This window comes from Olleya sediminilitoris, assembly GCF_016785945.1.
GTDB lineage: Bacteria > Bacteroidota > Bacteroidia > Flavobacteriales > Flavobacteriaceae > Olleya > Olleya sediminilitoris.
In genome coordinates this window covers 80,991-94,293 of sequence record NZ_JAEMEF010000010.1, presented here as the reverse complement: position 1 = coordinate 94,293, position 13,303 = coordinate 80,991, and the positions used below count along the sequence as shown (strand labels likewise).

The following is a 13,303-nucleotide window of genomic DNA, read 5'->3' as shown; positions in this document are numbered from 1 at the left end:
CAAATATAAGAATAAAAAAAACCTCTAAACAGAGGCTTTTTATTGTTATATCTTAAGATGAAATTATTTAGTATAGACTAAAAATCAAATTTGTAAGTAGCTCCTACTAAAAATTGAATACCCTGAACAGGTGTGTTTTGCCATTTGTTATATTCTTCTCCAGCAATATTATTAGCTTTTGCAAAAACTGAAAAACGATCGTTTATATGATATCCTACATGTGCATTGGCATCAAAATAGCTATCCAATGTAACTTCTCCAGACGTTGGTGTTATTAAGCTTGGCACATTAAATTGGTCCTTACGCTCGCCTACAAAATATAAATTAGCACCTGCAAACCACTGTTCTGTAATTTGATAATCTAAAAAGACAGAAGCTTTTAAATTTGGTAAATTCCAAGCTTCAGTTTCGTTATTAGTGTCATAATTAAAATATTCTCCTTTGACACCTAAAGTGATGTTACGGTTTACGTCTACATTAAGCTCTGCAGACACACTTAAAGTTGTAATATCGTCATATATTATTCCAAATGAATTTCCGAAGGTATAAGATTCTGTTGTTTGAGTAATATCGTTATTTATAAATAAAGCTTTATTTTTTTCTGAACTATAATTACCACTTACCGAATAACTCATTGTATTTGTTAACTTCCCTTTTAACCCAGCAAATGCTTTATATTGCTGATCCGTTGGAGTTATAAATAAGTTAGGCGAAACAAACGGATTTTCTTGTGCATAATCGTAATACGAATTTTGATTTAATCCACCACTAACACCTCCAAAAACAATTAAAACTTCGTCTACCAATCTATAACTTGCTGCAATATTTGGATAAATAAAGAATTTGCTTTTACCAGCTTCTGTGTCATTAAAATAGACTGCTTTTACACCTAAATCTACAGTTAAGTCATCTTCTTTTATCTGAAATTTTGGAGAGACACCAAATAAGAAATTACCATAATCTAAAGCTTGATCTGAGAAATATCCTTTTTCAAAACTACCACCTAAATAGTCTGCAAAAACTTCTATATCCACATCATTATCTTGAATATTTATTGTTCCTGTAGCAACAGCTTTTAACCTATTTTCTCCAGATCCATAATCGTCACCAAAATGTCTAAACAAGATATTAGCTGATGTTATTGTGGCATCTTCAAACATAATATCTCCTCCAACATATCCGTTTATAAAGCTATGTCCAACATCCAAAGCATCTGCTATTTCTTGATCAAACAGAGGCTGTTGTAAACCATACCAATTAAACGTTTGGTATTGAAAACCGCCTAATGCTGACCAAGTATAATCACGATCTGTTTTTGTATAGTTTAAATTAATTTTTGAATCTGAAAATCCACTATCTGTTAATGCATCTTCTACATCTCCAATAGACGAATGATGCCCTAAATAAGCACTTACAACCTCATCACGACCTAATTGCTGATTTAAATATGCTTCGCCTAAAATAGTGGTATAAGTACCAAAACCTAAAGTCGCATAATTATTATACAATTTTACTTTTTTTGCTTTATCTACAACTGCTGCTTTACCTTTAGCTGGTGTAAAGGTTGAAGCAACTGGAAATGAAAAAATATTATATTTTACTTCTTTTTTTACAGAAGTTTCATTGTCATCTAAAGATGGCGTTTCTTTTACTTTAAACGCATCTGAAATGGTTGGTGTATATGGTTTAACAACGTCTATCACTCCTGTTTGAATAGTATCTCCTTCACGCTCTTGAGCAAATGTAATTAGGGTTACTACTAATGATATTACTGTTAATATGATTTGTTTTTTTGTTCTAAACATAATTTATATTTATGAATTACGACGTCTGGATTGATGTATTTTAGTCTTCAGTGATTACTGAAGAGTTTGTTTTAGCTTCTTCTGCTTTGATTAAGTTTAATTGGGTTTGTGCTTCCGTTTTAACGTCTTCAAAATTGCTAAAGTTTTTAATTACACTTTCTAAAATATAGGTCGCCTGAAAGGCATCACCAAGAGCATAAAAATTCTTAGCCATAATTACCAATCCTTTGGCTCCATAGTATTTGTAACCTGAATAATCTTTAGCCAAACGTTGTGTTACTGTGTTTGACTCGGCATACAAACCGTCTTTATTTTTAAAATAAGCATTGTAATATAAAGCTTCGGCTGCTGTTTCGCCTGTCGCAAAAGTTTCTACTTGTGTGTAGGCAGTTCTAGCTTTAGCCATATCATTAGTTTTAATTGCTGATCTTGCAATAATCACATAGGCATCACTTCTAACTTTATTATCTAAATTATTCTTAGCAAGCACCTTTTCCGCGTAAGCGACTGCTTGATCATAATTATCTAATTGGTAATTGGCTTGCATTAAATTGGATTGTGCAAACAAGCTGTTTTGTGGAAAATTAGCTTCGGTTTCTAAACGTTGTAAAGTCGGAATAGCTTCTGTCCAATTATTGTTATCTAACTGAATTTGTGATAGACGCAGTAATGCTTCTTCTGAAAACTCGCTTTGTGTTTGTGTTACGACATAAGCATAATGAGGTTTTGCATTAGATTTTAAATCCTTTTTAAAATACAACTGAGCTAAATAAAAATGCGCTTGTGTTGCGTGTAAGCCACTTGGAAATTGATTTAAATAGCCATTAAATTGTTTGATTGCAGAATTAACGTTTTCATCTAAATACTGAATTTCTGCTGCTTGATAAGTTGCATTGTCTAAGTCGGCATTTGTAACTTCAACAAAATCTAATGTTTTTACCCAAGTTGCATATTGATCTACTTGACCTAAATCTATATATATTAATCGTGCTGTAGATACTGCCTGATTGGCTTCTGGTGTGTTTGGATAGTCTTTTGCTACTGCTTTAAAAACGGTTAAAGCTTGCTGGTTTTGATTTGCGTTATAATAAACCAGACCTTGACGCAATTGACCTTTACTTGTAAATGGACTTGTACGATATTCTTTTTTTAATTGTGTATAAATACCAATTGCTTTATCATCAAGACCTGCTTTTACATAGCTATTACCTAAAGCATACATAGCGTCATCTCGTAATTTAGATTTTGGATATTTAGCAATAAATTGTTCTAATTGACTGGTTTGTGTGTCTTGCTTACCAATGTAACCATAACTCATGGCTTTTTGGAAATAGGCATAATCACTCTCTATAGTTCCTACTTGCATGGCTTGGTCATAAGCTGCAATAGCTTTGTTATAACTACTTGACACAAAGTAACCATCGGCTAATCTTAAATACGCATCGTTTAATCTAACTTTATCTGTTGCGTTTTTTTGAATAAACTGATTGAAATATGTGGTTGACTGATCGTAGTTTTTTTGCTTAAAATAGGTATATGCGATGTTGTAGTCAAGGTTTTGATATTCGGTAGTCACATTAGCTTCACTGTGTTGTGCAAATTGTTTAAAACCAATTAAAGCGTCGTCATAATTTGTTAGGTTGTAATCCGTTTCGGCTTTCCAAAATATTGCTCTTGCAGTAAACTTTTGATCTTGTTGTTCTTTTAAAGAATTATCAAACATTGCTTCTGCATCTTGATATTTACTTTCATTAAACAATTCTAAACCTCTGTAAAACGCTACTTTTTGATAAGCTACTTTACTTTCAAAACTATTTTTATTTTTTAGTAGTACTAAAGCTTCTTTATAGTTTTTTGATGTTATGTAAGAGTCAATTAATAGTGTTTCTATTTCATCTTTATACTCGGTTTCAGGGTATTTTTCTAAATAAGTATTTAAAACCTGAGGTACAGATTGATATGCGTTACCAATTTGGTAACTAATTTTAGCGTAATTTAACCATGCATCTTCCTGAATTTTTAAATCATAATCCATTTGTGATGCATTTCTGAAGGCATTTAATGCTTCTTGTTTTTTACCTACATTTACATAACTTTCTCCTAAATGGTAATAAGCATTTTGGGCTACACTATTATCTGCACTTACAATTTTATTAAACTCTGATATTGCTTTATCGTACTCTTTTTGTTTGTAATAAGCATAACCAATTTGGTAGTAATCTGTATTACTCCATTTTCCTTTTTTTCCTTTATATTCCGTTAAATACGGAATAGCTTTATCGTACTGTTCTAAATTAAAATAACTTTCTCCTATTATTTTGTTAAGTTCTGAAACTTCATTACGATCACTGGTTTCTAATTTAGGTTCGGCTAATTGAATAGCTTTTTCAAATTTACCTAGTTTGAAGTTTAAATCTGCTTGAAAATAGCTTAGTTTCTCTTTGTATTTTTCTTGATCACTAACTTGCTCAAAATACTTATTAGCACCATCATAGTCATCGCCTTGATAAGACATAAATCCTAAATAATACTTGGCTTGAGACCCATATTTTTGAGACGTTTCTACACGTGTTAAATATTTTTTAGCGTCTTTATAGTTTTTAGTAACAAATGATGCGTAACCATTATTAAAATTATAGCCTTCACGATCTGTTCTTGATAAAGAAGACTCGTCAACCTTAGCATACCATTTTTGAGCATAAGCATATTTACCATTTACAAAGTAATACTCTGCAACATCTACAAATGCCGTATTTTTTTTTGTGCTTGTTGGATAATCTTCCACAAATCGCTCCATTAACACATCAGCATTTTGCTGGTTTAATCTTATAGCTGCATTAGCAATATAAAACGCACAATTACTTTGTATGTTAGGATCTTGAGATTCTTTTTTAATTTGTGTAAACAAATTTTGGGAAGCCAAATATTGTTGGCTATTATAAAGCTGAAGAGCTTTTTGGTAATTTGCTAAATCACTTGTATAAACAGCGGTTTGCTGTGCAAATAATTGTAGACAAAAGGCTAATGTAATAAAAAATGTAAACTGTTTTTTTAATGACATTGATACTATTTTTAAATTCAAAATCAAATATAAATTAATCTATAAGTCTAACGTTAGATTTAACTAATAATTATAAATGGACCTACTAAATATGATGTTAATAATTAAATTAACTATGCTAATTAAGTCATAAATGATGCTAATTATTTTCCTTATTATTTATTAATTGTTTACTTTGGCAGATACAATTTTTTGCTTCAAAAAAGCGTTACCAAACAATAACTCACTTTATGTCAAACACAGTTTTAGAATTAAAAAATGCCTCAATATTTCAAGGTAAAAGTCTTGTATTATCTGATGTTAACTTAGAAGTTAAAAAAGGAGAATTTGTATATTTAATTGGTAAAACTGGTTCTGGAAAAAGTAGTTTTATGAAAACACTTTATGGTGATTTAAAACTAACACAAGGTAAAGGGTATATTGTAGACTTTGATTTACCGACATTAAAGGAAAAAGAAATTCCGTTTTTAAGACGAAAACTTGGTATTGTATTTCAGGATTTTAAACTTCTATCAGATCGTACAATAAACGATAATTTATTATTTGTCTTAAAAGCTACTGGTTGGAAAGATAAAACTAAAATGAATGAACGTGTTACTTCTGTATTGGATAAAGTAGATATGAAAACCAAAGGTTTTAAATTTCCGCATGAATTATCTGGTGGAGAACAACAGCGTGTTGCTATTGCACGTGCTTTGTTAAATGATCCTGAGCTTATTTTGGCTGATGAGCCAACTGGTAATCTTGATCCACAAACTAGTATTGAAGTTATGGAAGTACTACAAGACATTAATAAAAATGGTAATACCATTTTAATGGCGACTCATGATTATGCATTATTGCTAAAATACCCAAGTAAGACTTTAAAATGTGGTGATAATAAGGTTTTTGAGGTTGTGCAACGTAAATCTTAATTAAAGTTTACATGTTATCTGTATTAATCCCAACTTATAATTACGATGTCACAAAGTTGGTTAATAGCTTACACCAACAACTTATATCACATAAAAATTGTTTTGAAATTATTATTTATGATGATGGATCTAAAGGTGAAACAATATTAATTAATGATACCCTAAATACATTAGAAAATGTTACTTTTAAAAGTCTTGTTACTAATGTAGGTTTAAGCAACAACAGAAATTTATTAGCAGAGGCTGCACAATATGAATACTTATTATTTATTGATGGAGATTCCTTAATCATTTCTGATCAATACATCGTAAACTTTTACAAAAGTATAAGTGACAATTCAGATATTATTTATGGTGGACGTATACATCCAGAACAAGTCCAAAACAAACGTAAATTAAGATGGAAATACGGTAAACAACGAGAAGATTTAACTGCAAAACAAAGAAGTCAAAACCAATACAAATGTATGTTTTGTAACAATACATTAATGACCAAAACTATTTTTAAAGCTATTGGTTTTGAAAAAACATTATCACAATATGGTCATGAAGACACACTGTTTGCTTATAAAGCAAGCTTGATAAAAGCAAATATAAAGCATATAGACAACCCTATTTTACATGGTGATGTTGATATTAGCAACGTATTTATAGATAAAACAAAAAAAGGGCTAGAAAATCTTAACTATATTTACAAAACAGATTTGATTAAAGTAGAATTTATTCCGTTTTTAAATTATTACACAACTTTAAATCGTCTTAAAGTCAACTACCTAATAGCCTATAGCTTCCCATTAATAAAAACCATTACAAAACGCAATTTAACGTCCAAACACCCTTCATTATTTCTATTTGATTTATTTAGAATTAGCTATTTTTGTTATATAAATCGTAAAAAATGAGTCCTTTCTTTTCTGTTATTATTCCGCTTTATAATAAAGAAAAATACATTTTAAAGACCCTTAAAACCGTATTAAACCAATCGTTTCAAGACTTTGAAATTATAATAGTAAATGATGGTTCAACAGACAATAGCGTTGATATTGTAAATAACCTAGCCAACGATAAAATTAAGTTGATACATCAAGAAAAACAAGGTGTTTCTGTTGCTAGAAATAATGCGATAAAATTATCAAAGGGGAATTACATAGCAACTTTAGATGCTGATGATTTATGGAGAAATAATCATCTTGAGGCATTAAAACAAACAATTACTAAATATAAAGATGCCATTCTATTTTGTAATAATTATGAAATAAAAAGAAATGACGGATTTATAACACCTGCAAGATTTAATTTTAAATACGACACTGACTGCCTGTTAATCGATAATTTTTTCGAGGCAAATGTTATTAATTATATACCTCACTCGTCTTCTGTAGCATTTAAAAAAGAGGTCTTTTTTAAAATAGGCGCATATAACAATTCTTTAATAACTGGTCAAGATATAGACTTATGGATTAGATTTGGTCTAAACGGAAAAATTGCATTTAATCCTACTGTTACAATGCTTTATAATTTTTATGACCCAAATAGCCTATCAAACAGCAACTTAAATGACAATAGGTTATATTTAATAAATCAGTATAAAGAGAATGAAAAAAATAACCCAGATTTAAAACGCTATTTAGATATAAAACGCTACGCATTAGCTATAAGATACAGATTTAATAAAGATTACGACAAAGCCCAAATGCTAATTAAAAACATCGATAAAAACCATCTTAACATAAAGCAACGTTTGATATTACAATGTCCTAGATTTATATTAATAGTGCTAAAACGTTTTCAAGATTTATTAATAAAAAACAAGATTTATTTATCAGCCTTCAAGTGATAAATAATGATTAAAATCTCTTATGTAGTCGGACTCTTCATAAACATCAGAAGCCAATACAAGACAAACGGATCCTGATGAAAAATTTTCAAGTTCTCTCCAAATACCAGGTACTATTAACAACCCCTTGTCAGGCTTATTTAAAGTTATAGTTCTGGTCGTACTACCATCTTTTAAAATAACATCAAAACTACCACTTACAGGAATTAAAAACTCATATTGTGCTTTATGAGAGTGACCTCCTCTAAACGCATCACTAGGTACATCATATAAATAATAAACACGGTTTACTTTATAAGGTAAAATATCTTTTTCAACAATAGCTAAGTTTCCTCTAGCGTCTTTCACTTTAGGAATTTCAATTACAACAACATCATCGTTATTAGCCATATTTATTTTTTTAGCGATTTATATTTTTTTATTCCTGATAAACCTACTTTAAATTTTCTAAAAATTTGACTAGTATTAATTTTATTTTGATTAAAAAGTAAATATAGGTGATGTATTAATTTAAAATATGAAAAAACTCCATAATACTTACAAAATAGGGCACTCACTCCAAAAATATTTTTATCAGTAGCATCTAATTGTCCGGAACTAAATACTGGATGTGATAAAATTAATTCAGGTTTAAATCGAGGTTTTAGATTAAGTTTTAAAGCATCACGCATGAAGATGTACTCGTCTGCTGTTTCAAATACTGATCCTAAACCAAAATTGACATCAAACAATAAATTACTTGCTAATATTTTTTCTCTTTTAAAGGAAATCACTACAGAATTTACGGATTGAATAGAGTTCAAATCATGTTTCAAAACTTTTGGATAAGCCTTGAACAACTCTCCATCAAAGTTTTCCATTTTAAAAGTTATAATAGCAGCTTGCATATTTTGTATATGAGCTTCTAAAATCAAATAATCAAAATTAGATTTGAATTTAACATCATCGTCTACAAACAAACAAATATCTCCTGTTGCCTCTAAAATTGCAAGGTTTCTACTTTTGGACAAACCCTTTTCAAAACTATTAACAACCTTTATGTTTTCTATATCTGAGTGTAACAGGTTAGCTTCGGTAGTTTGATTAACTATTAAAATATTAAATTTTTTGTAGTCACTAAACGGAAACAAATCTACCAAAAAATGTAAAGAGGACCGATTCATTGTTGCAATTAGCAACTCTAAATTAACATCTTTTATTTCAGCATTACCCATTAAAAATTATCTTTGAAACAAATGTATAAAATATAAATGAAGATTTTATTAGTTGGGGAATACAGTAGACTCCATAACTCTTTAAAAGAAGGGTTGGTCGCTTTAGGGCATGAAGTTACAATAATTGCTTCTGGTGATGGATTTAAAAATTATGATGTTGATATTGACATCTCTTCAAAGCTTAAAAATGTACGACTATTTTCATTTTTAAATAAAATTTTTACCAGACTTTTTAAACTCAATTTTATAGCAGTTGAAAATGCTTATCGTTTTAAAAAACAACTTCCAAAATTAAAAAACTACGATGTAGTACAATTAATTAACGAAGACGCATTGCATATCAATCCTAAACAACAAATTAGACTTTTAAAGCAATTAAAAACTCAAAATAAAAAACTGTTTTTACTCTGCTGCGGAGATGATTATATTACTATAAAGTATTACTTACAAAACACAATTAAATATTCTATTTTAACGCCATATTTAGAAGATAAATCGTTGAAAGGAAAATATGATTACTCACTTAAATACCTTTCAGATTCTTATAAAAAATTACATGATTTTATTATAAAAAATAGCTATGGTACTATTGCAACAGATATTGACTATCATTTACCCATGCAATCTCATCAACATTATTTAGGATTGATTCCTAATCCAATAAACATAGATAGTATAAATTATCACTCTTTGAGCACTAAAGGTAAAATTGTGATTTTTCATGGCATAAATAAATTATCAAAAATTAAAAAAGGAAATATTTATTTTGAAAAAGCACTAACTATTATTAAATCCAAACACCCTGATAAAGTAACAATCTTATCTAGTGAAAACGTACCCTACAAAACTTATATTAACACTTACAATAGTGCACACATTATTTTAGATCAAGTGTTTGGTTTTGATCAAGGCTATAATGCTTTAGAAGCAATGGCTAAAGGTAAAGTTGTATTTACTGGAGCTGAAAAAGAATGGTTAGATTATTATAATATTGAAGCTAACACAATTGCGATTAATGCACTTCCTGATGTAGATTATTTAGCACAAAAATTAGAATGGTTAATACTAAACCCTAATCAAATTGAAACTATTTCAAAAAACGCAAGAGCTTTTGTAGTTAAAAATCATGACTATAAAACTATAGCTAAGCAATACGTACAGACTTGGAAAAATGCTTAACGTATTATTATTCATTTTTTTCTGGAATGACACCAAATAACGACGAATAAAATATTAATAATATGATTGCATAATACAAGACATAAGTTACAAAATGTGCCATATTAGCACCAACTAATCCAAACTCGTCTATTAAAATTTTACTTGTAAAATAAAGCACTACTACTGAAAATGCTTCAGTTATTATATAATGCCAAAACATACGTTTTGCTAAAAACTGATAAGCTATAACAATAGATAACACCTTGATAAAATCACCTAATAATTGCCAAAAAAACAATTCCTTAACAGGCAAAAATTCTTCTGTTAAAACAACTCTAACAATAAAATGTCTCAAAAAGTAAATTACAATTAACCCTAATGCGAAAATTGGAATAATTGTTTTATAAAAACTAAAAACTTCTTTTCTAAATTCCTTAATATTATCAATTTCAGAAAATCTTGGTAAAATATATAAAGTTAATAACGAACTGATAAACAATAAATAATACTTAGATATACGGTTCATTGCTTCCCAAAATCCAGCTTCTTTCAAACCAATATTATCTATAATATAAGTTCTAATTAAAATAGCGACAACTGGCAATATTATTGCAGAAAACAAAGCCATACCAGAATAAGACCCTAATTTTTTAGCAAAACTAAAACTAAAGTTACTAGCTCTAATTAATTTTACCACATTACGTCGATTTAAAATACCCACTAAAGTAATTAAAAATATTAAGGATTCAGTTGTAACAACAGCTATTAACGCTCCATCAATCTGCTCTAACCAAATCAATAATATTGTAACTATTGCTCCTAAAACTTGACCGAAAATATTGAATATTATTAAATATTTATATTTAGAAAACCCGTTTAGTATTGAAAAAGCAAACATATTTAACGCATAAAACGGTAATGCTACAGCAAAAATCTTAATGACATAAGCATAATTGTTATCCTCTGTAAATATTAACTCATTTATATAGTCTGCCTTAAAATACACAACAAAACAAGTTAACAGGGACATTATAAATCCTAAGTAAAAAACAGTCGATAAGGTTTTACTAAGTTGTACAACATCATTTTTAAACTCTGCTATATATTTTACAACCCCTTTGTACAAACCCAAAATAGATAATGATTGTACAGATCCAACAAAGTTTCTTAAGTTACCGACCAAAGCCATACCCTCTGACCCAACATAAATTGCAATAAACTTAGAAGTTAAAAATCCAGCTATTATTTTTATAATAACAGATACTGAGTTAAGTGAAGCAACTTTAACCAGAACATTATTACTTATGTATTCTAGGATTTTTTTCAATTAATAATTATTAATTATTGTTATTACTTTTTTGACTTGATCTTCACTCATCACTGGACTAATTGGTAAACTAACACAAGTGTCGTGAATTTTTTCTGTTATTGGAAGTTTTAAATCATTAAATCGACCAAGTGCTTTTTGCTTGTGTGGTGGCACTGGATAATGTATTGCTGACTGTACTAAATTAGCTTCAAGATAGTCCATAAACTCTTTTCTATTCTCCACTAAAACGACAAACAAATGAAATACATGATTATCTGAACCATCATAATAAGGCAAAGTAATTTTACTGTTTTTGATATTAGCTAAATAACGTTTTGCTATTGCTTTTCTATTTTGATTGTCTTGATCTAAGGCTTGTAATTTAACAGACAAAAATCGTGCTTGTACATCATCTAATCTGTTATTTACACCTAATCTTTCATTATTATATTTAGATATTGTGCCATAATTACGAAGTTGCTTAACTACAGTAGCTAATGTGTTATCATTTGTAGTTATTGCTCCTGCTTCACCTAAAGCCCCTAAGTTTTTACTTGGGTAAAAACTAAATGCTGCAGCATGACTTAAGCTACCTGCTAAACCTCCTTTACTATCTTTTGCTCCATGTGCTTGTGCTGCATCTTCAATTAATAATAAATTATTATTTTCTGCTAATTCTAAAATAGCTTTAGCATTTGCTAATTGTCCATACAAATGAACCATCAAAATAGCTTTTGTTTTTTTTGTGATGTGCTGTTTATATTGATTAGCACTACAGTTAAACGTTGCTAATTCTGGCTCAACAAAAACAGGAGTTAATCCAACTTCTAAAATTGAAATTATTGATGCTATATACGTATTGGCTGGTACCAAAACCTGATCTCCTACTTGTAATTTTCCTAATTGAATATAGGCTTTGAAAATTAATATTAAAGCATCTAAACCACTACTAACACCTACACAGTGTTTAGTGTTACAATACGTTGCAAACTGAGATTCAAAATTTGAGACACCTTCACCTAAAACGTAATGACCAGAATTTAAGAAGGATGTAAATTGTTTTTTTAAATCGGTTTCAAATCGATGATTAATTTTATGCAAGTCTAAAAATTTAATCATTACAATTCATTTTAAAAGTATCCTGAAAATATATCTGACAACCTAACTCTTCCTTTTGTTTTAAAAGTCCTTCATTTACACCAAGTGTACTATTATCCATTACAGTTCCCATTGAGAAGTATTGCTTTCCTTCGAGTTTATATTTTTTAATCAAATACAAAAAAAGATAATCTAACGCTCTATATTTTTCACCTAAAACTGTAGTTGCTCCATATTGAGATTTAACCACAGTTTGTGTTTCAAAAATTGTTATTCCTGCTAATAATTCTCCGTCTTTAATTATATTAAACTGCTTGATATTATCAGGAAATTTATTACTTAAATTTTCAATTTCTTTTAATGTATGAACAGGTTTTACATTATGTTTTTCTATTAATCTTGGCGACAAAACTGTATTCCAAAACGAGGTGTATGATTTTGTTTCTACAATATCAAAGTTATAAATTTCACCTTTTCTATAATGTTTTAGTTTAGTTTTATGTATTTGTAATGGTTTAGAATAGTCTATTGCCAATACTAACGCTCTATTTTTTAACATCGCTTTTTTAGACAATACATAGTCTAAATATTTAGCTGAAACTTTATAATATATTTGAGGAATTAATTTACAATAAAACCAATTAATTTGTTGTGATTTAAAATACGTTTTTAATGACTCTGTAACCTCATAAACAAAATTCATCTCGGTTTTATTTACAAACACCAAGCCTCCATAAGTTAGACCTTGATGAGAATAAATACTATCATTACTTTTATTAGCAGGAAGTAATGCTACTAGTGTTTCGTTTTTATAAATCATTAAAGAAAAATCTGTAAACCTATCTTTATGATATTCCATAAAGTCACGATTAAAAAGAAATGTTCCGTTTATTGACTTTGAAAC

The 13,303-nt window shown here is 29.0% G+C and carries 11 protein-coding genes; 4 read left to right on the top strand and 7 right to left on the bottom strand.

What is annotated here, in order from left to right:
- Nucleotides 1-77: 77 nt before the first annotated feature.
- Nucleotides 78-1,805 carry a TonB-dependent receptor gene (locus JAO71_RS11690; protein WP_203000970.1) on the bottom strand — a complete coding sequence of 576 codons (1,728 nt, stop codon included), beginning with the start codon at nt 1,803-1,805 and terminating at the stop codon, nt 78-80.
- A 40-nt stretch (nt 1,806-1,845) separates the two neighbouring features.
- The gene (locus JAO71_RS11685) at nt 1,846-4,866 is read right to left on the bottom strand and encodes a tetratricopeptide repeat protein (RefSeq protein ID WP_116824263.1); all 3,021 of its coding nucleotides are present in this window, start codon (nt 4,864-4,866) and stop codon (nt 1,846-1,848) included.
- A 230-nt stretch (nt 4,867-5,096) separates the two neighbouring features.
- On the opposite strand from JAO71_RS11685, the gene JAO71_RS11680 reads away from it, so the two are divergent.
- From JAO71_RS11680 to JAO71_RS11670, 3 genes are read left to right on the top strand one after another with little or no spacing between them, the layout of a single operon-like run.
- Nucleotides 5,097-5,780: a cell division ATP-binding protein FtsE gene (locus tag JAO71_RS11680; RefSeq protein WP_203000968.1), complete on the top strand. Its 684-nt coding sequence runs from the start codon at nt 5,097-5,099 to the stop codon at nt 5,778-5,780.
- 11 nt (nt 5,781-5,791) lie between these two features.
- Complete coding sequence (locus JAO71_RS11675) at nt 5,792-6,682, top strand: glycosyltransferase family 2 protein (protein WP_203000966.1); 891 nt, start codon at nt 5,792-5,794, stop codon at nt 6,680-6,682.
- On the top strand, nt 6,679-7,617 hold the full coding sequence (locus JAO71_RS11670; protein ID WP_203000964.1) for a glycosyltransferase family 2 protein: 939 nt from the start codon (nt 6,679-6,681) through the stop codon (nt 7,615-7,617). Before JAO71_RS11675 ends, JAO71_RS11670 begins: the two co-directional genes overlap by 4 nt.
- Here the strand turns inward: JAO71_RS11670 and JAO71_RS11665 are convergent.
- Entirely contained in the window at nt 7,603-8,007 is a 405-nt protein-coding gene (locus tag JAO71_RS11665) for a sugar 3,4-ketoisomerase (protein ID WP_054851764.1), read from the bottom strand. The two genes, JAO71_RS11670 and JAO71_RS11665, sit on opposite strands and share 15 nt — an antisense overlap.
- Before the next feature lie 2 nt (nt 8,008-8,009).
- Nucleotides 8,010-8,831 carry a glycosyltransferase family A protein gene (locus JAO71_RS11660; RefSeq protein ID WP_203000962.1) on the bottom strand — a complete coding sequence of 274 codons (822 nt, stop codon included), beginning with the start codon at nt 8,829-8,831 and terminating at the stop codon, nt 8,010-8,012.
- 36 nt (nt 8,832-8,867) lie between these two features.
- On the opposite strand from JAO71_RS11660, the gene JAO71_RS11655 reads away from it, so the two are divergent.
- Nucleotides 8,868-10,010 carry a glycosyltransferase family protein gene (locus tag JAO71_RS11655; protein ID WP_203000960.1) on the top strand — a complete coding sequence of 381 codons (1,143 nt, stop codon included), beginning with the start codon at nt 8,868-8,870 and terminating at the stop codon, nt 10,008-10,010.
- 7 nt (nt 10,011-10,017) lie between these two features.
- On the opposite strand, the gene JAO71_RS11650 is transcribed toward JAO71_RS11655, so the two are convergent.
- The 3 genes from JAO71_RS11650 to JAO71_RS11640 are packed head-to-tail and all read right to left on the bottom strand — an operon-like array spanning nt 10,018 to nt 13,258.
- The gene (locus JAO71_RS11650) at nt 10,018-11,319 is read right to left on the bottom strand and encodes an O-antigen translocase (RefSeq protein WP_116824258.1); all 1,302 of its coding nucleotides are present in this window, start codon (nt 11,317-11,319) and stop codon (nt 10,018-10,020) included.
- On the bottom strand, nt 11,320-12,420 hold the full coding sequence (locus tag JAO71_RS11645) for a DegT/DnrJ/EryC1/StrS family aminotransferase (RefSeq protein WP_203000958.1): 1,101 nt from the start codon (nt 12,418-12,420) through the stop codon (nt 11,320-11,322).
- Nucleotides 12,413-13,258 (bottom strand): FemAB family protein, encoded by an 846-nt coding sequence (locus JAO71_RS11640; RefSeq protein ID WP_215906988.1) that lies wholly within the window; start codon nt 13,256-13,258, stop codon nt 12,413-12,415. The genes JAO71_RS11645 and JAO71_RS11640 overlap by 8 nt, the downstream gene beginning before the upstream one ends.
- Between the last annotated feature and the right edge of the window lie 45 nt (nt 13,259-13,303).